Source organism: Mycobacterium sp. IS-2888 (assembly GCF_001954215.1).
GTDB lineage: Bacteria > Actinomycetota > Actinomycetes > Mycobacteriales > Mycobacteriaceae > Mycobacterium.
Genome location: NZ_MBET01000018.1, coordinates 18,871 through 38,578 on the forward strand (window position 1 = coordinate 18,871; position 19,708 = coordinate 38,578).

At 69.0% G+C, this 19,708-nt stretch carries 21 protein-coding genes; 6 read left to right on the forward strand and 15 right to left on the reverse strand.

From position 1 onward, the window contains the following. Positions 1-44: 44 nt before the first annotated feature. Complete coding sequence (gene mntR / locus A5745_RS02610) at positions 45-749, forward strand: manganese-binding transcriptional regulator MntR (RefSeq protein WP_076063602.1); 705 nt, start codon at positions 45-47, stop codon at positions 747-749. Between the two features lie 7 nt (positions 750-756). On the opposite strand, the gene A5745_RS02615 is transcribed toward mntR, so the two are convergent. The 5 genes from A5745_RS02615 to A5745_RS02635 all read right to left on the reverse strand — a co-directional run bounded on the left by A5745_RS02615 (position 757) and on the right by A5745_RS02635 (position 5,843). Beyond that, on the reverse strand, positions 757-2,010 hold the full coding sequence (locus A5745_RS02615; protein ID WP_076115008.1) for an acyl-CoA dehydrogenase family protein: 1,254 nt from the start codon (positions 2,008-2,010) through the stop codon (positions 757-759). A 4-nt stretch (positions 2,011-2,014) separates the two neighbouring features. Then, positions 2,015-3,217, reverse strand: coding sequence for a lipid-transfer protein (locus A5745_RS02620; protein ID WP_076115054.1), 1,203 nt, complete (start codon positions 3,215-3,217; stop codon positions 2,015-2,017). Between the two features lie 66 nt (positions 3,218-3,283). Beyond that, a complete protein-coding gene (gene truB, locus A5745_RS02625) occupies positions 3,284-4,189 on the reverse strand; it encodes a tRNA pseudouridine(55) synthase TruB (protein ID WP_076115009.1) in 906 nt (301 codons plus the stop codon). Continuing rightward, positions 4,186-4,881 (reverse strand): 4'-phosphopantetheinyl transferase, encoded by a 696-nt coding sequence (locus A5745_RS02630; RefSeq protein ID WP_076063596.1) that lies wholly within the window; start codon positions 4,879-4,881, stop codon positions 4,186-4,188. The genes truB and A5745_RS02630 overlap by 4 nt, the downstream gene beginning before the upstream one ends. Beyond that, the gene (locus A5745_RS02635; RefSeq protein WP_076115010.1) at positions 4,878-5,843 is read right to left on the reverse strand and encodes a metallophosphoesterase; all 966 of its coding nucleotides are present in this window, start codon (positions 5,841-5,843) and stop codon (positions 4,878-4,880) included. The genes A5745_RS02630 and A5745_RS02635 overlap by 4 nt, the downstream gene beginning before the upstream one ends. A gap of 169 nt (positions 5,844-6,012) precedes the next feature. On the opposite strand from A5745_RS02635, the gene A5745_RS02640 reads away from it, so the two are divergent. Further along, positions 6,013-6,606: a DUF3558 domain-containing protein gene (locus A5745_RS02640; RefSeq protein ID WP_076063924.1), complete on the forward strand. Its 594-nt coding sequence runs from the start codon at positions 6,013-6,015 to the stop codon at positions 6,604-6,606. Positions 6,607-6,644: 38 nt separating this feature from the next. On the opposite strand, the gene A5745_RS02645 is transcribed toward A5745_RS02640, so the two are convergent. Together A5745_RS02645 and A5745_RS02650 are read right to left on the reverse strand one after the other, a co-directional pair. After that, the gene (locus A5745_RS02645) at positions 6,645-7,217 is read right to left on the reverse strand and encodes a DUF1802 family protein (RefSeq protein WP_076115011.1); all 573 of its coding nucleotides are present in this window, start codon (positions 7,215-7,217) and stop codon (positions 6,645-6,647) included. Beyond that, on the reverse strand, positions 7,214-7,483 hold the full coding sequence (locus A5745_RS02650) for a DUF2277 domain-containing protein (RefSeq protein ID WP_076063591.1): 270 nt from the start codon (positions 7,481-7,483) through the stop codon (positions 7,214-7,216). Before A5745_RS02650 ends, A5745_RS02645 begins: the two co-directional genes overlap by 4 nt. 39 nt (positions 7,484-7,522) lie before the next feature. Between A5745_RS02650 and A5745_RS02655 the strand changes: the two genes are divergently transcribed. Both A5745_RS02655 and A5745_RS02660 read left to right on the forward strand, forming a co-directional pair. Beyond that, positions 7,523-8,272: an enoyl-CoA hydratase gene (locus A5745_RS02655; protein ID WP_076115012.1), complete on the forward strand. Its 750-nt coding sequence runs from the start codon at positions 7,523-7,525 to the stop codon at positions 8,270-8,272. A 4-nt stretch (positions 8,273-8,276) separates the two neighbouring features. Next, positions 8,277-8,699: a hypothetical protein gene (locus A5745_RS02660; RefSeq protein WP_076063588.1), complete on the forward strand. Its 423-nt coding sequence runs from the start codon at positions 8,277-8,279 to the stop codon at positions 8,697-8,699. Positions 8,700-8,721: 22 nt separating this feature from the next. Here the strand turns inward: A5745_RS02660 and A5745_RS02665 are convergent, their stop codons facing one another. From A5745_RS02665 to rimP, 6 genes are all read right to left on the reverse strand, one after another. Further along, positions 8,722-9,732, reverse strand: a complete 1,011-nt coding sequence (locus tag A5745_RS02665; protein WP_076115013.1) for a bifunctional oligoribonuclease/PAP phosphatase NrnA — start codon at positions 9,730-9,732, stop codon at positions 8,722-8,724. Further along, positions 9,707-10,180, reverse strand: coding sequence for a 30S ribosome-binding factor RbfA (rbfA, locus tag A5745_RS02670; protein WP_076063583.1), 474 nt, complete (start codon positions 10,178-10,180; stop codon positions 9,707-9,709). Before rbfA ends, A5745_RS02665 begins: the two co-directional genes overlap by 26 nt. Continuing rightward, positions 10,180-12,897, reverse strand: a complete 2,718-nt coding sequence (gene infB / locus A5745_RS02675) for a translation initiation factor IF-2 (protein ID WP_076115014.1) — start codon at positions 12,895-12,897, stop codon at positions 10,180-10,182. The genes rbfA and infB overlap by 1 nt, the downstream gene beginning before the upstream one ends. 67 nt (positions 12,898-12,964) lie before the next feature. Continuing rightward, complete coding sequence (locus A5745_RS02680) at positions 12,965-13,339, reverse strand: YlxR family protein (protein ID WP_217695261.1); 375 nt, start codon at positions 13,337-13,339, stop codon at positions 12,965-12,967. Between the two features lie 60 nt (positions 13,340-13,399). Then, the gene (gene nusA, locus A5745_RS02685) at positions 13,400-14,455 is read right to left on the reverse strand and encodes a transcription termination factor NusA (RefSeq protein ID WP_076063580.1); all 1,056 of its coding nucleotides are present in this window, start codon (positions 14,453-14,455) and stop codon (positions 13,400-13,402) included. Then, positions 14,452-15,003, reverse strand: coding sequence for a ribosome maturation factor RimP (rimP, locus tag A5745_RS02690; RefSeq protein WP_076115015.1), 552 nt, complete (start codon positions 15,001-15,003; stop codon positions 14,452-14,454). Before rimP ends, nusA begins: the two co-directional genes overlap by 4 nt. Positions 15,004-15,267: 264 nt before the next feature. Between rimP and A5745_RS02695 the strand changes: the two genes are divergently transcribed. Both A5745_RS02695 and A5745_RS02700 read left to right on the forward strand, forming a co-directional pair. After that, positions 15,268-15,789: a hypothetical protein gene (locus tag A5745_RS02695; RefSeq protein ID WP_254848480.1), complete on the forward strand. Its 522-nt coding sequence runs from the start codon at positions 15,268-15,270 to the stop codon at positions 15,787-15,789. Then, positions 15,786-16,232: a ferritin-like domain-containing protein gene (locus A5745_RS02700; protein WP_076063576.1), complete on the forward strand. Its 447-nt coding sequence runs from the start codon at positions 15,786-15,788 to the stop codon at positions 16,230-16,232. Before A5745_RS02695 ends, A5745_RS02700 begins: the two co-directional genes overlap by 4 nt. 26 nt (positions 16,233-16,258) lie before the next feature. Here the strand turns inward: A5745_RS02700 and A5745_RS02705 are convergent, their stop codons facing one another. Then, positions 16,259-18,007, reverse strand: coding sequence for a proline--tRNA ligase (locus tag A5745_RS02705; RefSeq protein ID WP_076115017.1), 1,749 nt, complete (start codon positions 18,005-18,007; stop codon positions 16,259-16,261). Positions 18,008-18,113: 106 nt separating this feature from the next. Then, positions 18,114-19,706 carry an MFS transporter gene (locus tag A5745_RS02710; RefSeq protein ID WP_076115018.1) on the reverse strand — a complete coding sequence of 531 codons (1,593 nt, stop codon included), beginning with the start codon at positions 19,704-19,706 and terminating at the stop codon, positions 18,114-18,116. Positions 19,707-19,708 lie beyond the last annotated feature (2 nt).

A 19,708-nucleotide genomic window follows, 5' to 3' on the forward strand; every position in this document is an offset into this window, starting at 1 on the left:
CCGACAGCACGCCAGATCAGGCACGGTTGCCTAAACTTCCGGTTGTGAGGGCTGACGAAGAGCCTGGCGGTCTCACCGCGGTCGGCCAGGACTATCTGAAGGTCATCTGGAATGCCCAGGAGTGGTCCCCCGCGGGGGCCCCGCAGAAGGTCAGCACCAAGATGCTGGCCGAGAAGATCGGGGTCTCCGCCAGCACGGCGTCGGAGTCGATCCGCAAACTCGCCGAGCAGGGCCTGGTGGACCACGAGAAGTACGGCGCGGTGACCCTGACCGAGGCGGGGCGGCGGGCGGCGCTGGAGATGGTGCGCCGGCACCGCCTGCTGGAGACGTTCCTGGTCAACGAGCTCGGCTACGGCTGGGACGAGGTCCACGACGAGGCCGAGGTGCTCGAACACGCGGTATCGGACCGGTTGGTGGCCCGCATCGACGCCAAGCTGGGATTTCCGCAACGCGACCCGCACGGCGACCCGATCCCGGCCTCGGACGGACGGGTGCCCACGCCCCCGGCCCGTCAGCTGTGGGCGTGCGGCGACGGCGACACCGGGACCGTGGCCCGCATCTCCGACTCCGACCCGGAGATGCTGCGCTATTTCGACAGCGTCGGGATCAACCTCGACTCGCGGGTGCGGGTGCTGACCCGTCGCGAATTCGCCGGCATGATCTCGGTGGCGATCGAATCCGCCGACGGCGCCGAGGCCGTCGTCGACCTGGGCAGTCCGGCGGCGAGGGCGATCTGGGTGGTGGGCTAGCCCGGGCTCAGTCGGTCAGCAGGCCCTTGGCGATGTGGGTGACCTGAACCTCGTTGCTGCCGGCGTAGATCATCAACGACTTGGCGTCGCGGGCCAGCTGCTCCACCCGGTATTCGGCCATGTAGCCGTTGCCGCCGAAGAGCTGCACGGCCTCCATCGCAACCTCGGTGGCCGCCTCCGACGAGTACAGCTTGATCGCCGACGCCTCGGCCAGGGTCAGCGGTTTACCGGCCTGTTGGCGCTCGATGATCTGAAAGACCATGTTCTGCACGTTCATTCGGGCGATCTCCATCTTGGCCAGCTTGAGTTGGATCAGCTGGAACTGCCCGATGTTCTTCCCCCACAGCGTGCGGCTCTTCGCGTAATCCACGCAGAGGCGGTGGCATTCGTCGATGATGCCCAGCGCCATCATCGCGATGCCGATGCGTTCGGCCGCGAAGTTCGCCCGGGCGCTGTCGCGGCCGTCGCCGTCGTCGTGCCGTTCGCTCTCGCCGAGCAGCCGGTCGGGGCTCAGGCGCACGTTGTCGAAGAACAGCTCGCCGGTCGGCGAGGACATCATGCCCATCTTCTTGAACGGCTTGCCCTGCGTCAGGCCCGGCATGCCCGAATCGAGCACGAAGACCAGCACGGGGCGGTTCCGCTTGTCTTGCTTGTCGGGGCCGGAATCACCCTCGTCGAGTTTGGCGTACACGACCAGCACGTCGGCGTAGGGGCCGTTGGTGATGAACGTCTTCTGCCCGTTGAGGATGTAGTCCGCGCCGTCGCGCTTGACGTAGGTCTTCATCCCGCCGAACGCGTCCGAGCCCGAGTCCGGTTCGGTGATTGCCCACGCCGCGATCTTTTCCAGCGTCATCAGCTCGGGCAGCCAGCGTTCCTTCTGGGCAAGCGTCCCGCGGCTCATGATGGTCGCCGCACCCAGGCCGAGGCTGACCGACGCGGTGGAGAGCAATCCGATGCTGACCCGGGCGATTTCGGACACCAGCACCGCGACCATCGATCCCTGCGCGCCGAAACCGCCCGTCCCGTCCGGCTTTTCGTCCAGCGCCTCGCCCGCTTCCTTGGCCCGCTCGCGGTCCAGCATCTTCTTGACCGCCTCGGCGGCCATGACATCGAGACCGAACTGGCTGAACAGCTTTCGCGCGATCGGGTAGGGCGACATCTGGCCGGTTTCCAACTCGTCCAGGTGAGGGCGGATCTCCTTGTCGACGAACTGACGAACCGAGTCCCGAACCATCAGGTCGGTGTCGGACCACTCGATCATGGGTTCAGCGTTCGGCGCGCTGGTATGCCGTCACGACGGCCGCGCCGCCCAGGCCGATGTTGTGTTGCAAAGCGGCGGTGACGTTGTCGACCTGACGCTTGTCGGCCGTCCCGCGCAGCTGCCAGGTCAGCTCCGAACACTGCGCCAGCCCCGTCGCGCCCAACGGGTGCCCCTTGGAGATCAGTCCGCCCGACGGGTTGACCACCCAGCGCCCGCCATAGGTGGTCTGGTTGTCGTCGACCAGCTTGGGCGCCTCGCCCTCGCCACATAGGCCGAGCGCCTCGTAAAGCAGCAGCTCGTTGGCGGAAAAGCAGTCGTGCAGCTCGATCACCTGGAAGTCCTCGGGACCGAGCCCGGACTGATCGTAAACCCGTTGGGCGGCTTGCACATTCATGTCGTAGCCGATGATGTTACGGGCACTGCCGTCGAAGGTGGACGCGAAGTCGGTGGTCATCGCCTGCCCCACGATCTCCACCGCCTGCCCGGCGAGGCCGTGGTTGGCCACGTATTCCTCGCTGGCCAGCACCACCGCGGCCGAGCCGTCGGAGGTCGGCGAGCACTGCAGTTTGGTGAGCGGGTCGGAGATCATCTTCGCGGCCAGGATGTCCTCGAGCGTGTACTCCTCCTGGAACTGCGCGTACGGGTTGTTGACCGAGTGCTTGTGGTTCTTCAGGCCGATCTTGGCGAAGTGCTCGGCGGTGGTGCCGTACTTCTTCATGTGCTCGCGGCCGGCCGCCCCGAACATCCACGGCGCGACGGGAAAAGCGAATTCGTCGATCTCGGCCAACGCCTTGACGTGCTTGCCCATCGGCGATTCCCGGTCTTGGGCACCGCCCTGCAGGGGCCCGGGCTGCATCTTCTCGAAGCCCAGCGCCATGGCGCAGTTGGCGATGCCGCCGCGGATGGCCTGTGCCGCTAGGAAAAGCGCGGTCGAGCCGGTGGAGCAGTTGTTGTTGACGTTGACGATCGGGATGCCCGTCATGCCAAGTTCGTAGAGGGCCCGCTGCCCCGACGTCGAGTCGCCCGCGACGTAGCCGACGTAGCCCTGCTCGATGTCGCGGTAGTCGACACCGGCATCCTCGAGGGCCTTGGTGCCGGACTCCCGCGCCATGTCCGGGTAGTCCCAGCCCTCGCGGCGGCCCGGCTTCTCGAATTTCGTCATGCCGACGCCGACGACGTAAACCTTGTTGGACATCTTGCTGGACATCTCGCTGGACATCGTTGTCCCCTTCCGACCCGTAGCCCGTCTAGCTACCCGCGACCCAGCGTATGCCTACAGCGTCGCCGGGCGAACCACCACCACCGACTTGGTGCGCGAGCCCTCGTCGCGCAGCAGCGCCATCACCCGGCCGTCGGGGTCCGTGGCGGCATAGACGCCGTCCACACCGGCCGGCGAAAGGGGCCGGCCGTTGGCGGCCGCGTTGGCCTCCTCGGCGGACAGCTCGCGGCGCGGAAACATCAGCAGACACGCCTCGTCGAGCGTCCAGCTCAGCCTAGAAGAGGCGTCGCGCTCGGCCAGGTCGTCGAGCGAGCGCGCGTCGTGCAGCGTGAAGCGGCCGACGCGGGTGCGCCGCAACGACGTCAGGTGTCCGCCGACACCGAGCGCGGCACCCAGATCGCGCGCCAGTGCGCGGACGTAGGTGCCCGACGAGCAGTCGACCTCGATGTCGACGTCGACGAGAGGGCCGTGGCGTCGAACGTCGGACACCTCGAGCCGGTCGATGCGGACCGGGCGCGGCTCGAGCTCGACCTCGCGGCCCTCGCGGACCAACCGGTAGGCGCGACGCCCGCCGACCTTGATCGCGCTGACCGCCGACGGCACCTGCTGGATCTCGCCGCGCAGCCCGGCGACCCCGGCCGCGATCGCCTCGCCGGTCACCCGCTCGGCCGAGACGCTTTGCAGCAGTTCACCTTCGGCGTCCTCGGTTGACGTGGTCTGGCCAAGTCGGACGGTGGCGGCGTACGACTTCGACGCAGCCGTCAGCAGGCCGAGGATCTTGGTGGCGCGGTCGACCCCGATCACCAACACGCCGGTGGCCATCGGGTCCAGCGTCCCCGCGTGTCCCACCCTGCGGGTGGAAAAGATGCGGCGACACCGGCCCACCACGTCGTGGCTGGTCATTCCGGCCGGCTTGTCGATCACCACAATGCCGGAGCCGCCTGGGCCCGGTTCGCTCATAGCACGATCGCGGTCAGCACCAGCCCGCGCTCGACCGACCAGCGGCCCCGCAGCACGGTCAGCGGCGGGCCCGACAGCGCGGCGGGATCGATCAGGATCTTGGACACGAACACCCCGGCCCTTCCGCCGCCGGCCGGATCGACGTCGAAAACCACGTGGGCGTCCTCGAAACCCAGCCAGCGCTTGGTCAACGGGAACCAGGCCTTGTACGTTGCCTCCTTGGCGCAGAACAGGATTCGATCCCAATGCAGGCCCTCGGGCAGGGCGGAAATCTCGTGGCGTTCCTCCTCCAGCGTGACAGCGTCCAGCACGCCGTTGGGCAACACGTCGTGGGGTTCGGCGTCGATACCCACCGACCGCACGGATGCACTGCGCCCCACCACCGCGCCGCGATAGCCCGTGCAGTGCGTGAGGCTGCCGACCACGCCGTCGGGCCAACACGGTTGTCCCTTGTCGCCCTTGAGGATTGGCACCGGCGGCACCCCGAGCTCGCCCAGCGCGATCCGAGCGCAATGCCGGACGGTGATGAACTCGTTGCGCCGCTTGGCCACCGACCTGGCGATCAGCGGCTCTTCTTCGGGCAACGGGGCCAGCCCGGGCGGATCGGTGTATGCCTCCGCGTACGCCAGATCCCCGTACGCCGGATCCCCGGACGCCGGCAGCACCGACGACACCAGCATCCGCTCCGTCATCGTGACTGCCGCTGGCGCAGCCGTTCCCGGAATTGCGTGGCCTGTTTGCGCATCTCGGGGGTGATCACGAAGTGACCGCCGAAGTCGTTGAGGTAGCCGGGCGCGTACTGCGGATCCGGCAGGACCTGGCGCAGCCAGGTGTACGGCTTGCGCCGCCGCCATTCCCGGGGGTAACCGACCGACACCTCCTCGAAGCGCACGTCGTCGTACCAGGTGGTGCGCGGAATGTGCAGGTGTCCGTAGACCGAGCAGACGGCGTTGTAGCGGGTGTGCCAGTCGGCGGTCTTGGTGGTGCCGCACCACAGCGAGAACTCCGGGTAGAACAACGCGTCGCAGGGGTCGCGGACCAGCGGGAAGTGGTTCACCAGGACCGTCGGTGTCATCCAGTCCAGCTGTTCGAGGCGCGCGCGGGTGACCGCGAGCCGCTCCCGGCACCAGGCGTCGCGGGTCGGGTAGGGCTCCGGTGAGAGCAGGAATTCGTCGGTGGCCACCACGTTGCGCTCCCGGGCGATGGCCAGACCCTCGGCTTTGCTCGTCGCCCCCTCGGGCAAGAAGGTGTAGTCGTAGAGCAGGAACATCGGCACGATCGTGGCCGGGCCGCCGCGTTCGGTCCATACCGGGAACGGGTGCTCCGGCGTGACCACGCCCAGCTCGTCGCACATGTGGACCAGGTAGTCATACCGCGCCCGGCCGAAGACCTGCGCGGGATCGCGATTCGTGGTCCACAGCTCGTGGTTGCCGGGCACCCAGATCACCTTGGCGAAGCGTCGTCGCAGCAGGTCAAGGGCCCAGCGGATCTCGTCGGTGCGTTCGGCGACGTCCCCGGCGACGATCAGCCAGTCCTCCGGCGACGACGGGTGCAGCGATTCGGTGACGGGCTTGTTGCCGAGGTGGCCGGTGTGCAGGTCCGAAACCGCCCACAGGGTTGGCTGTCCCCCGTTGCTCGACTGCTGACTTGCCACGACTAACCAGCCTAACGACCCGTTGTCACCCGCCGGTGTGATGGCCCGGTTTCGGCTAGGGCCTTGATCGGCGGATTAGAACATGTTCTCGTTTCACTGTGAGGGCCCGACTTGTACACTCCCGCCAAGGGATCGCCGAGGCGTCAGGGGGTCCGGATCAGGGGGCATGGTGTTCACCAGAGTGCGACTGATCGGAGCGGTCGCTGCGTTGATCGCGGCGGCCCTGGGGGGAACCGCGGGCTGGTTCAGCGGCCCGCCCGCGCGGGACACGGGCAAGGCCGTCGAGCTGCGCTCGACCGCGGCCCCGATGGAGACCCCGGAGACCACGATGAAGAGCCCGATCGTGGCGACCACCGACCCGAGCCCGTTCGATCCGTGCCGGGACATACCGTTCGACGCCCTGCAGCGGCTCGGGCTGGCCTTCACCCCACCGGAACCCGAGGACGGCCTGCGCTGCCATTTGGACGCGGGCAATTATCAATTGGCCGTCGAGCCGATCATCTGGCGCCAATACGAACAGTCGCTGCCGCCCGACGCGCTGGAGACCACCATCGCCGGACATCGCGCCGCCACGTACTGGGTCCTGAAGCCGACGTATCACAACAGCTACTGGTACTTCTCCTGCATGGTGGCGTTCAAGACCAGCTACGGGGTGCTGCAGCAGGCGCTGTACTACTCGACGATCTACTCCAACCCCGAGGTCGACTGCCCGTCCACCAACCTGCAGCGGGCCAACGACCTCGTGCCGTACTACAAGTTCTAGTCCGGGCTCGCTTACCCGACCCGTCAGCCAACCCCGAGTCAGCCAACGGCGTCGCGGACGCGGACGGCGACGTCGGCCAGCGCGGCGTCGTCATAGACGGGGTCATGCACCGCCGCCGCCAAATCCGGGCGCACCGGCAGCTGCACCCAACTCTTGCAGCCCGCGTAGTCGGGGCTGCGGGCGATGCGTACCGGCTCGGCGAACGGGATGACCGACACCACCAACACCGCCAGCTTGTGCTTGGGGCGGAAGTCGAGCCGATCGGCGCGCACCGATTCGGGCGTCCAGATGTGCAGGTCCTCGATGGCCGCAAGCCCGTCGGGGCGGTTGACTTCTTGCGCGGCAACGACTTTCGCGGCGGCCCGGATCACCAGGTGATCGTCGGTGCTGTCGGCGGCCGCCGGTTGAAGCAGGTCGCGGTGTTCGGGCCGGACGCGCTGCGCGTGGCTGTGCGCGACGGTCGGAAAGAAGAGGAACTCCTGGGCCGCCACCTCGAACCGTTTCTCGCCGATGCCGCCCTTGCGCAGCAGCACGCGCTGCCGGCCGTCCAGCAGCGCGTGCACGACGGCGCTCCACTCCTTGAGCGCGGGCGCCGTGGCGGTCAGCGTCATACCGGGCCGCCGAGCCGGGCCAGCACCTCGGGCCGGCGCAGCGGCGGAACGGTCTTGGGTGGCTGGCGCCGCGGCGGCAGGGCGCGCAGCAGCCGCGTCGTCGTCTCGGTGACCTCGGCCACCGCCGTCTCGAACGCCTCGGCGTTGGCCGCCGACGGGCGGGTGATGCCGCTGACCTTGCGCACGTACTGGCGGGCGGCCGCCGCGATCTCCTCGGCCGTGGCCGCGGGCTGCAATCCCCGCAGTTCGGTGATGTTTCGGCACATGGCTCAACGATAGGCGCCGCGCCTGATTACGGTGATGGCATGACCGACGACATCCTGCTGATCGACACCGACGAGCGGGTGCGCACCCTGACGCTCAACCGGCCCCAGTCCCGCAATGCCCTGTCCTCGGCGCTGCGGGACCGGTTCTTCGGTGCCCTGACCGACGCCGAGACGGACGAGGACGTCGACGTAATCATCGTCACCGGCACCGATCCGGTGTTCTGCGCCGGACTCGACCTCAAGGAGCTGGGCAGCGTCACGGCCCTGCCGGACATCTCACCGCGGTGGCCGGCGATGACCAAGCCCGTGATCGGCGCCATCAACGGCGCCGCCGTCACCGGCGGGCTGGAGCTGGTCCTGTACTGCGACATCGTGATCGCCTCGGAGCAGGCACGCTTCGCCGACACCCATGCCCGGGTGGGGCTGCTACCCACCTGGGGCTTGAGCGTGCGGTTACCGCAGAAGGTGGGGGTCGGCCTGGCCCGGCGGATGAGTATGACCGGGGACTACCTGTCGGCGGCCGACGCGCTGCGGGCCGGGCTGGTCACCGAGGTGGTGCCGCACGAGGCGCTGCTGGCCACCGCCCGCGAGGTGGCGGCGAGCATCGTCGGCAACAACCAGAACGCGGTGCGGGCGTTGCTGGCGTCCTATCACCGGATCGACGATTCGCAGACGAGTGCCGGGCTGTGGCTGGAAGCGATGGCGGCCAGGCAATTCCGGACCAGCGGTGACGACATCGCCGCCAACCGTGAGGCCGTGCTGCAACGCGGACGCTCCCAGGTGCGCTAGGCGCGTGACCTTTCACAGGCCGCCCTACGGTGCGAGCTTTCCGCCGCCTCCCCGGCAGCGATCGACCGCCGACAAGGCCGCGACCATAACCCTTTTCGTAATTCAAGCAGGGGCCAGCCTGCTGGCGCTCGCCGCCGCGGCGCTGGGTTTGTTGTGGACGATGATGCCCATTTGCAGTGATGACTGCGACAGCCCAGCGGTGACGCGCTTCGTTCACAACATGTGGAGCGGAGCGGGCGTCATCGTCGGCGGGATCGCTCTTGCCGCGCTGCTGGCGGGCATCGGGGCGATCGTCTCCGGCGTTCGTCGGACCACTCGCCGAACCGTCATGTGGAAGTGGCCGGCCCTCGGCCTGGCGATCGTGTTCATTGCCTTCGCCATCGCCGTCCTCGCCTATTGGGGTGACGCCATGCCCAAGACAAAGTGAGGCGGCCGGCGCTGTAACCCGATCAGCCGAGCGCGGTGCGCAGCGAGGCGACGACGTCGTCGACCGAGCCGGTCGTCGAATAGCCGGCGGCCAGCCGGTGGCCACCGCCGCCGAACACGGACGCGACCGCCGCCAAATCCACCTCGGCCTTGGCGCGCATCGACACCGACCAGTGTTGCGGGTCGACCTCCTTGAACACCGCGGCCACCTCGGCCTGCTGCGTGGTGCGCACGATGTCGACGATGCTCTCGACTTCCTCCGGGCGCGAATTGACCCATTCGGAGTTGTCGACGACCACGTAGACCAGACCGCGGCCACCCGCCCCGTCGGGCACCAGCTGCGCCGAACCCAACACCCGCGACAGCATCGGCAGCCACGCGAATGGATGGGTGTCCATCAGCGCCCGGGATATCGCGGCATTGTTCACGCCGGCGTCCACGAGCCGGGCCGCCAGCCGGTGAGCCCGAGCGCTGGCCCAGCGGAAGGACCCGGTGTCGGTCGTCAGTCCCGCGTAAATGCAATGCGCGACGTCGGTATCGAGCGGCTGGCCCCACGCGTCGAGCAGTTCGGCAACCAACAGCGTGGTGGAGTCCGCCGACGGGTCGACGAAATTCGCGGTACCGAACTCCTCGTTGGAAGCGTGGTGATCGATCACCAGCAGGTGCTGGTCCGGGCCGGCCAGGTCAATCAGGGCACCGAGCCGTTTGGCGCTCGGAACGTCAACGGTCACAACCAAATCCACGTCGCGGCGCATCGCGTCGGGATGCACCAGCAGGTGGCAGCCGGGCAGCGTCCCCAACGACTCCGGCAACGTCTCGGGCGCGGCGAAACCGACCTCGACCTCTTTGCCGCACCGATCCAGGACCGTGGCCAGGGCCAGCCCCGCACCGATGGTGTCGGCGTCGGGATGGACGTGGCAGACCACCGCGATCGTCGTCGCCGCCGCCAGCAACTCGGCGGCGCGCACCGCGTCGACGCGTACCCCGGCAACCGGGGCATCGGCCAGCTCAGTTTTCGCGTTGATCGTCGTCACCGGTGTCCTTAGCGTCGAGCCCCGTCTCACGGTACGGGTCGGCCTCCCCTGCCGGCTTGGCGCCCACCCGAACCCGCGCCAGATCGGCGTCCGCGGCGCGGGCGCGGGCCAACAACTCGTCCATCCGTCGCACGGTGTCGGACGTCGTGTCCCGGGTGAACGTCAACGTCGGAGTGAAGCGCACACCGGTTCCCGCCCCGACCATGGTGCGCAGGGCGCCCTTGGCGCGATCCAGCGCGGCCGCGGCGGCCGCGTAGTCCGGCTCGTCGTCGAGCGTGCGTCCCATCACGGTGTAGAACACCGTCGCGTCGTGCAGGTCGGCTGTCACCTTCGTGTCGACGATGGTCACCCCGTCCAGCCCGGGATCCTTGATCTCGAACTCGATCGCCGACGCGACGATCGTGTTGATCCGCTTGGCCAGCCGGCGCGCCCGAGCGGGATCTGCCATTAGGCGCGTTCCTTTTGGACGAGCTCGTAGGACTCGATGATGTCGCCTTCCTTGATGTCGGAGTAACCCAGTGTCATACCGCATTCGAAGCCGTCACGGACCTCGGTCACGTCGTCCTTTTCCCGCCGCAGCGAGGTGATCGTCAGGTTGTCGGACACGACGATGTTGTCGCGCAACAACCGGGCCTTGGCGTTGCGGCGCACGATCCCGGAGGTGATCAGGCAGCCGGCGATGACGCCGACCTTCGAGGACCGGAAGATCGCGCGGATCTCGGCGCGGCCCAGCTGGTTCTCCTCGTAGATCGGCTTGAGCATGCCGCGCAGCGCCTTCTCGATCTCGTCGATCGCCTGGTAGATCACCGAGTAGTACCGGATGTCCACGCCTTCGCGGTTGGCCAGCTCCGTCGCCTTGCCTTCGGCGCGGACGTTGAAGCCGATGATCACCGCGTCGGAGGCCGACGCCAGGTTGACGTTGGTCTCGGTGATGCCACCGACGCCGCGGTCGATGACGCGCAGTTCCACCTCGTCGTCGACCTGGATGCCCATCAGGGCCTCCTCCAGCGCCTCGACGGTACCGGCGTTGTCGCCCTTGAGGATCAGGTTCAGCTGGCTGGTTTCCTTCAGCGCCGAGTCCAGGTCCTCCAGGCTGATCCGCTTGCGGGAACGCGCCGCCAGGGCGTTGCGCTTGCGGGCGCTGCGCCGGTCGGCGATCTGGCGTGCGATGCGGTCCTCGTCGACGACCAGGAAGTTGTCACCGGCGCCGGGCACCGACGTGAAGCCGATGACCTGCACCGGCCGCGACGGCAGCGCCTCCTCGACGTCCTCGCCGTGCTCGTCGACCATGCGGCGGACCCGCCCGTAGGCGTCGCCGGCGACCACCGAGTCGCCGACGCGCAGCGTGCCGCGCTGCACCAGCACGGTGGCCACCGGCCCGCGGCCGCGGTCCAGGTGTGCCTCGATCGCCACACCCTGGGCCTCCATGTCGGGGTTGGCCCGCAGGTCCAGCGCGGCGTCCGCGGTCAGCAGCACCGCCTCCTCCAGCGCCTCGATGTTGGTGCCCACCTTCGCCGAGATGTCCACGAACATCGTGTCGCCGCCGAATTCCTCTGGCACCAAACCGAATTCGGTGAGCTGCCCGCGAATCTTGGCCGGGTCGGCGCCTTCCTTGTCGATCTTGTTGACCGCCACCACAATCGGCACGTCGGCGGCCTGCGCATGGTTGATGGCCTCCACCGTCTGCGGCATCACGCCGTCGTCGGCGGCGACCACCAGGATCGCGATGTCGGTGGCCTTGGCGCCGCGGGCACGCATGGCGGTGAACGCCTCGTGACCCGGGGTGTCGATGAAGGTGATCAGCCGCTCGGCGCCGTCGAGGTCGACGGAAACCTGGTAGGCGCCGATGTGCTGGGTGATGCCACCCGCCTCGGCCTCGCGGACGCTGGCATTCCGGATCGTGTCCAGCAGCCGGGTTTTACCGTGGTCGACGTGACCCATCACGGTCACCACCGGCGGACGCGTCTGCAGGTCTTCCTCGGTGCCTTCGTCCTCGCCGTAGGTCAGGTCGAACGACTCCAGCAGCTCGCGGTCTTCGTCCTCGGGGCTGACGACCTGCACGACGTAGTTCATCTCGCTGCCCAGCAGCTCGAGCGTCTCGTCGCCCACCGACTGGGTGGCCGTCACCATCTCGCCGAGGTTGAACAGCGCCTGCACCAGTGCGGCCGGATTGGCGTCGATCTTCTCGGCGAAGTCGGACAGGGAGGCCCCGCGGGCCAACCGGATCGTCTCGCCGTTGCCGTGCGGCAACCGCACGCCACCGACGACCGGCGCCTGCATGTTCTCGTATTCGGCGCGTTTCGCCCGCTTGGACTTGCGACCACGCCGCGGCGCACCGCCGGGACGGCCGAATGCGCCGGCCGCGCCGCCGCGCTGCCCGGGACGACCGCCGCCGCCGGGACGGCCTCGAAAACCGCCGCCGCCTCCAGGTGCCGCTCCGACGCCGCCTCCGCCGCCGCGGTAGTTACCGCCACCGGCATCGCGGCCGCCACCGGGCCCACCGGGCCGGCCGCCGCCGGGACGCGGACCACCGGCGCGCGCCGGACGGCCTTGCGCACCGGCGCCGCCGGGACGCGGCGGCATGCTGCCCGGCGACGCGCCCGGGCGCGGTGCCCCGGGCCGGGCCGCGCCGGGACGCGGCGCCATGGGACGCGGGATGGGCCGGTCGACGGGTTGCGCCGACGAGAACGGGTTGTTGCCGACGCGCGGGGTGCGCACGCCCGGCTTCGGCGCCGGACCGGGACGCGGTCCCGGCGTCATCCCAGGGGTCGCCGGTTGGCCCGGGGCCGGCGGTTTCGGCTGGCCCGCCGGCGGCGCGGCTGGCGCAGTCGCCTCCGCCGCCGCGGCCGGGGACGCCTTGGCGGCGGGCTGGGCAGGGGTCGCGGTGGCTTCGCCGTTACCGGCGGATTTGTCGATCGCCTTGTCGAGGGCCTGGTCCAGCGCTTGGTCGGGGGCCTTGGCGGCCTTTGCGGCCTTGGCCGGGGCCTTTTCCGCGGCGGGTTTGCCTCCGCCGAACGACTCGCGCAGCCGGCGAGCCACCGGCGCCTCTACGGTCGACGACGCGGATTTGACGAATTCGCCCTGTTCATTCAGCCGGGCGAGGACTTCCTTGCTGGTGACACCGAGTTCCTTAGCCAACTCGTGTACGCGGGCCTTACCTGCCACTACTTCTCCTGTCTATGAGGCGACAGTCGTGGGGCGGCCGCGCCTCGGGTTTAGCTATGACGCATTGTCATCGGGACTTCACGGTGTGCTCATGTTCTTTGCTGCCTCTTCTGTTGGTGCCGGGTGAGCCGAGCGCACGAAGCGTCGCTATGTGCTCGACCACCGCGGTCGTGTCCGGTAAACCGGCGATGCGCAGCGCTTTGGTGAAAGCCCGCCGCCGAATCGCCTGCTGGACGCACTGCGGTACGGGATGCAACCATGCACCCCGCCCCGGCAGGTTACTCCCCGTGTCAACGATCACGGCGTATTCGCCGTTCCCGGCCGACACGGCTACCACTCGAAGCAGTTCGACGGCCAGCTCTCGCTTTCGGCACCCAACACACGTCCGCACCGGTCCACCCGGGCGTCCGCGCGCCGACTCCGAAGGCTCGCGCTGGATCACGGCTCAGTCTAGCGTCACCGGATCAATGGTCAGAACCGCCCGCGCCGGGGCGGTTACAGGTCAGCGGTCGTGTGCCACCGGATGGCCGGCGCCGTGTTCGGACTGGTTCTCCGCGTGCCCCTCGGAACTTCCCGGCGAATCGCCGCGGATGTCGATGCGCCACCCGGTCAGCCGGGCGGCCAACCGCGCGTTCTGGCCCTCCTTGCCGATGGCCAGCGACAACTGGAAGTCGGGCACCACCACCCGGGCGGCCCGGGCGCTCTGGTCGATCACCGAGACGGAGACCACCTTGGCCGGCGACAATGCGTTGGCCACGAAGCGGGCCGGATCCTCGTCGTAGTCGATGATGTCGATCTTCTCCCCCGACAGCTCGCTCATCACGTTGCGGACCCGCTGCCCCATCGGGCCGATGCAGGCGCCCTTGGCGTTCAGGCCCGGCACTCGGGAGGCGACCGCGATCTTGGAGCGATGGCCGGCCTCGCGGGCCACCGCCACGATCTCGACCGAGCCGTCGGCGATTTCGGGAACCTCCAGCGAAAACAGCTTGCGCACCAGATTGGGGTGCGTCCGCGACAGCGTGATCAGCGGCTCGCGGGCGCCCCGGGTGACGCCGACGACATAGCACCGGACCCGGTTGCCGTGCTCGTAGCTCTCGCCGGGGACCTGCTCGGCCGCCGGGATGACGCCCTCGGACGCCTTGGTTTCGGTGCCCATCCGGACGACGACCAGGCCGCGCGCATTCGCGCGGCTGTCGCGCTGGATCACCCCCGCGACGATCTCGCCCTCGCGGGTCGAGAACTCGCCGTAGGTGCGCTCGTTTTCGGCGTCGCGGAATCGCTGCAGCATCACCTGGCGTGCGGTCGTGGCGGCGATGCGGCCGAAGCCCTCCGGGGTGTCGTCCCATTCGCTGATGAGGTTGCCGTCCTCGTCGAGCTCGCGGGCGATCACCTTGACGACGCCGGTCTTGCGGTCGATCTCGATGCGCGCGTCGTTCTGGTGACCCTGGGTGTGCCGGTAGGCGGTGAGCAACGCGGATTTGATCGTCTCGAGCAATTCGTTGACCGAGATCCCCCGGTCCACCTCGATCGCGTGCAGCGCGGCCATGTCGATATTCATGCTTCGGCCTCCGTCCTGTCGGCCTGCCCCATGAGGGCCCCAGTCGCCAGTTCCAACTCCGCTTGGGGCGGCTGCGAAAACTCAACCTGGACAACGGCTTTCACGATCTCGGCGAGTGGGATCCGCCGCACCGCCCAGTCGCGCCCGTCGCGGACCACCAACGCCAGCGCCTCGTCGCGGGTCTCACCGACGCGGCCCGTCAGCCGCGATCCGTCCGCCAGCGCCAGTTCGACCTTGCGTCCGCGCGCGCGGCGGAAGTGCTTCGCGCTGGTCAGCGGGCGGTCCACGCCCGGCGAGCTGACCTCCAAGACGTAGCGCTCGCGAATGCCGGCGAGAAGGTCCGAGCCGTCCAGCAAAGCCGACGCCGAGCGCGACAACGCGGCGATGGTGTCCAAGTCGAGCGCGGTGTCGCCGTCGGCGATCACACTGATCCGCGGCGGGTGCGCGCGGCTGTCGATGACCACGTCTTCGATCTCATAGCCGGCGCGCGCGAACTCTTCACCGAGTAGCTCGATCACCTGCGTCTGCGAAGGTAGCCCGGTGGTCACGGCGAGCTCCTCATCTTGAGTTGTCCGGTCATCTGGCGGATACCGCCGCCCTGTCAGCCGCCCAGGCGGCTTCCGGCGTCCCGGCGGAACGTTGGACGTTCGACGAGAACCAGCTATCAACGATACGCCAGGAATCGCCCATGACGGGGCGGATCGCATGGCGAGGTAGTGGGTCAGGTGGTGGGTCAGGTAGTGGGTCAGTCGAGGTCCTCTTGGCGTGGCCGCCCTCCCCGCGATGGCAGGTGGCAATGGCAGGATGTTTCTGTGCCCGTACCCGTCACCAACCGGCGGGGTGTGCTCGCCGGCGGCGCGGCAATCGCCGCGCTCGGGGTGGCCGCGTCCGCCTGTGGCGAGCCCCCGCCCAAGCCCCCCGCCGTCGAGGAGTTGCTCGGGCCGCTGGACCAGGCCCGCCGCGACAGCGCGCTCGCGACTGCCGCCGCGGCGGCCGTCGGCAACCCGCCGCAGATCGCCGCCGCGCTGACCGTCGTCGCCACCCAGCGCGCCGCGCACGCCCGGGCGCTGTCCACCGAGATCGCCCGGGCGGCCGGCAAGCTCTCGTCCTCGTCGAGCGAAACGCCCAGCCCCGCTCCCGCCGAGCCGGGCGCGCCGCCGCCACCGCCACCGCCGCTGAGCGATGTGGTCAACGCGCTGCGCGCATCGGCCGAGAGCGCCAGCCGGTTGGTGGCCTCGTCATCGGGCTACCGGGCCGGGCTGCTCGGCTCCATCGCCGCGTCCTGCACGGCGTCGTACCTGGTGGCCCTGGTGCCCGCGGGGCCGACGCCATGACCTCGGGCAAGGACGCCGACAACGCGGCGCTGTGCGACGCGCTGTCCGTCGAGCACTCGACGATCTACGGCTACGGCATCGTGTCCGCGCTCTCGCCGCCCGGCGTCAACAACCTGGTGGTGGAGGCGCTACTGCAGCACCGCCAGCGCCGCGACGACGTGATCGCCATGCTGAGCGCCCGCAAGGTGACCGCCCCGGTCGCCGCCCCCGGCTACCAGCTACCGATGCTGGTGGGCAGCCCGGCGGATGCCGCGCGGCTGGCGGTGCGGATGGAAACCGACGGCCAGACGGCTTGGCGCGCCGTCATCGAGCATGCCGAGACGGCCGACGACCGCGCGTTCGCCGCGACGGCCCTGTCCCAGGGCACGGTCTTGGCCGCCCGGTGGAACCGGGTACTGAACGCCTGGCCCATCACGACGAGTTTCCCGGGCGGCAACGAATAGCTAGCCGGAATAGCTAGCCGGAATAGCTAGCCGGCCAGGGCCGCCACGATGTCGGTGGCCAGCGAGGTGCCGGCGGCCAGCTCGCGGGTCTGCCCGCCGAAGCGGTCGCGCAGCTCGACCACGCCGTCCGCCCAGCCGCGCCCCACCACGACGATCCACGGCATGCCCAGCAGCTCGGCGTCCTTGAACTTGACGCCGGGCGAGGCGGTGCGGTCGTCGAGCAGCACCTCCAGTCCCAGCCGATCCAGGTCGGCGGCCAGCCTCGTGGCCCCGGCACGGGCCTCGGCATCCTTGTTGGCGATCACCAGGTGGACGTCGAACGGCGCGATCGACGCCGGCCAGCGCAGGCCAAGCTCGTCGTGCTGCTGCTCGGCGACGACGGCCACCAGCCGCGACACCCCGAGGCCGTAGGAGCCCATGATGAGTCGCACCGGCTTGCCGTCCTCGCCGAGGACGTCGACGGTGAAGGCATCGGTGTATTTGCGGCCTAGCTGGAAGATATGGCCGACCTCGATGCCGCGCGCGGAGACCAGCGGGCCGGCGCCGTCGGGCGACGGGTCGCCCTCGCGCACCTCGGCGGCCTCGATGGTGCCGTCGGCGGTGAAGTCGCGCCCGGCCACCAACCCGACCACGTGGCGGCCCGGCTCGTCGGCCCCGGTGATCCAGCTGGTGCCGTCCACCACGCGCGGATCGACAAGATAACGAACGTCGTTGTCCCGCAATGCCTTCGGCCCGATGTAGCCCTTGACCAGAAAGGGATACTTGGCGAAATCGTCGTCGCCGAGTAATTCGTACTCGGCCGGCTCCAGCGCGGCGCTGAGCCGCTTGTCGTCGACCTCGCGGTCGCCGGGCACGCCGATGGCCAGCAGCTCCCAGTCGCCGCCGGGCTGGCGGACTTTGACCAGGACGTTCTTCAGCGTGTCGGCCGCGGTCACCGTGCGGCCCAGGCCGGCCTCATTCGCCCAGGCCACCAATGTGGCGATGGTCGGGGTGTCGGGGGTGTCGTGCACCACCGCCTCGGGGAGCCCCTCGATGGGCAGCGCGTCCGGGCGGGCGGTGACGACGGCCTCGACGTTGGCCGCGTAACCGGATTCCAGGCACCGCACGAAGGTGTCCTCACCCACCGGGCTCTCGGCCAGGAACTCCTCGGAGGCGCTGCCGCCCATGGCGCCGGTCACCGCCGACACGATGACGTAGCGCACCTTCAGCCGATCGAAGATCCGCTGGTAGGCCTCCCGGTGCGCGTGGTAGGACGCCTTGAGCCCGGCCTCGTCGATGTCGAAGGAGTAGGAGTCCTTCATGACGAATTCCCGGGCGCGCAGGATGCCGGCCCGCGGCCGCGCCTCGTCGCGATACTTGATCTGGATCTGGTAGAGCGTCAGCGGAAAGTCCTTGTAGGAGCTGTACTCCCCCTTCACCGTCAGCGCGAAGACCTCTTCGTGGGTGGGGGCGAGCAGGTAGTCGTTGTCGCGGCGGTCTTTGAGCCGAAAAATGCCGTCGCCGTATTCGGTCCAGCGGTTCGTCGTCTCGTACGGCGCGCGCGGCAGCAGGGCGGGGAACAGAATCTCTTGCCCGCCAATGGCATTCATCTCTTCGCGGACGACGCGTTCGATGTTGCGCAGCACCCGCAGCCCGAGCGGCAGCCAGCTGTACAGCCCGGGCGCGACGGGCCGGACGTATCCCGCCCGAACCAGCAGCTTGTGGCTGGGCACTTCGGCGTCGGCGGGATCGTCACGCAGGGTGCGCAGGAACAACTCGGACATCCGGGTGATCACAGCGGGCAAGCCTAGTGGCGGCGGTTTCGGCGAAGGAAATCCGAGTGTGCGCTTACGGCTTTCAGAGTGCGGTCAGGGCGCCCGAAAGGCACACGGAAAGCCGGTGTCAGAGCTCCCCGGCGTCGATCGCGTCCTTGACTTCCTGGGCGTGCGCGACCTGCTCCGGGGTGTAGCCGATGAACAGCGCCGCACCGCCGACGATGACGGCCACCCCGGCGACCCAGAGCAGCCCGTACGTGTAGCCGTGGTCGAGCGCGTGCAGCTGGGCGTCGTTCATGAACTTCACCGGGCCGGTGGTGCCGCCCAGGTACAGCGTGCGCGAGGTGATCACGGCCTGGATGACGGCCAGCACCAGCGGTCCGCCCAGGCTCTGCAGCATCAGCGCGATCGCCGACACGGGGCCGATCCGGTCGAATCCGACGCCGGCGATCGCCGACAGCGTCAGCGGCACGACGGCCATGCCGATGCCGATTCCGCCCACGACGACGGGCAGCACCAGGTTGGGGAAGTAGGGCACGCCGCGGTTCATGAACGCCCAGCCGTAGATCATCGCCCAGAACAGCAGCACCCCGCCGCCGATCGTCAGCACACGGGGCGAAAACCGCGACACCAGCTGCGAAGACACGCCCAGGCCGATGCCCATCGCGATGACGAACGGAATGAAGCCGACGCCCGCGCGCAGCGCGCTGTAGCCCAGGATGTCCTGCACATACAGACCGATGGACACGGTCAGGCTGAACATGAGCCCGCCGGCCAGGAAGATCGCGACGAAGGTGACCAGCCGGTTGCGGTCACGGAACAAGTCGAACGGCACGACGGGGTTGTCTGCGGTGCGCTCCACGATGGCGAAGGCAATAGCGGCCGCCAAAGCCACCACGCCCGAGCCGATGGTGGTGGGTGAGACCCAGCCCTTTTCCGGACCCATCGAGAAGGCATAAACGGCGGCGGTGCACGCCAGAGTGGCCAGCATCGCCCCGGTGGCGTCGAGCTTCATCCGCTCCCGGTTGGTTTCCCGCAGCGCGGTGCGGGCCAGGTAGATCATCACCAGCCCGATCGGCACGTTCACGATGAACGCCAGCCGCCATGACACCTCGGTCAGCGCCCCGCCGACCACCAGACCCATCACGGATCCGATCGCGGTCATCGCGGCGAACACGGCCGTCGCGGCGTTGCGCGCCGGCCCCTTGGGGAAGGTGGTCGCGACCAACGCCAGACCGGTCGGCGATGCGATGGCCGAACCGATGCCCTGCAGCAGCCGGGCGATGACCATCGTCGCCTCGTCCCATGCCACGGCGCACAGCACCGAGGAGATGGTGAACAGGGTGACGCCGACGATGAAGGTGCGCTTTCGCCCGATGGTGTCGCCGAGGCGCCCGCCGAGCAGCATCAGCCCGCCGAAGGTGAGCACGTAAGCGGTGATCACCCAGCTACGGCCGGCATCGGACAGGCTGAGCTCGTTTTGAATCTTAGGAAGCGCGACGATGGCGACGGTGCTGTCCATGGTCGCCAACAGCTGCATCCCACCGATCGCGATAACCGCTGCGATGAAACGGCGAGAGGGCAGCCATGCGGGGTAATACCTGCTCATACGTGTGGGGGCGGTCTCCGCCGGACGCGTGGCGCGCATCGGGGCTGGACGATCGGGGCGCGCGGCCGTCCAATTGTGGACCGCGCGCTCACTGTCGTTGAGAGCCGTCATAT

Coding starts and splice junctions, on each gene's coding strand:
- A5745_RS02645 (WP_076115011.1), bottom strand. CDS start 7,217: ATGACGCTGACCGCCACGGCGCCCGCGCTCAAGGAGTGGAGCGCCGTC.
- A5745_RS02615 (WP_076115008.1), bottom strand. CDS start 2,010: ATGATCGAGTGGTCCGACACCGACCTGATGGTTCGGGACTCGGTTCGT.
- A5745_RS02710 (WP_076115018.1), bottom strand. CDS start 19,706: ATGACGGCTCTCAACGACAGTGAGCGCGCGGTCCACAATTGGACGGCC.
- A5745_RS02655 (WP_076115012.1), top strand. CDS start 7,523: ATGACCGACGACATCCTGCTGATCGACACCGACGAGCGGGTGCGCACC.
- nusA (WP_076063580.1), bottom strand. CDS start 14,455: ATGAATATCGACATGGCCGCGCTGCACGCGATCGAGGTGGACCGGGGG.
- A5745_RS02620 (WP_076115054.1), bottom strand. CDS start 3,217: ATGTCCAGCAAGATGTCCAACAAGGTTTACGTCGTCGGCGTCGGCATG.
- A5745_RS02630 (WP_076063596.1), bottom strand. CDS start 4,881: ATGACGGAGCGGATGCTGGTGTCGTCGGTGCTGCCGGCGTCCGGGGAT.
- A5745_RS02650 (WP_076063591.1), bottom strand. CDS start 7,483: ATGTGCCGAAACATCACCGAACTGCGGGGATTGCAGCCCGCGGCCACG.
- truB (WP_076115009.1), bottom strand. CDS start 4,189: ATGAGCGAACCGGGCCCAGGCGGCTCCGGCATTGTGGTGATCGACAAG.
- A5745_RS02700 (WP_076063576.1), top strand. CDS start 15,786: ATGACCTCGGGCAAGGACGCCGACAACGCGGCGCTGTGCGACGCGCTG.
- rbfA (WP_076063583.1), bottom strand. CDS start 10,180: ATGGCAGATCCCGCTCGGGCGCGCCGGCTGGCCAAGCGGATCAACACG.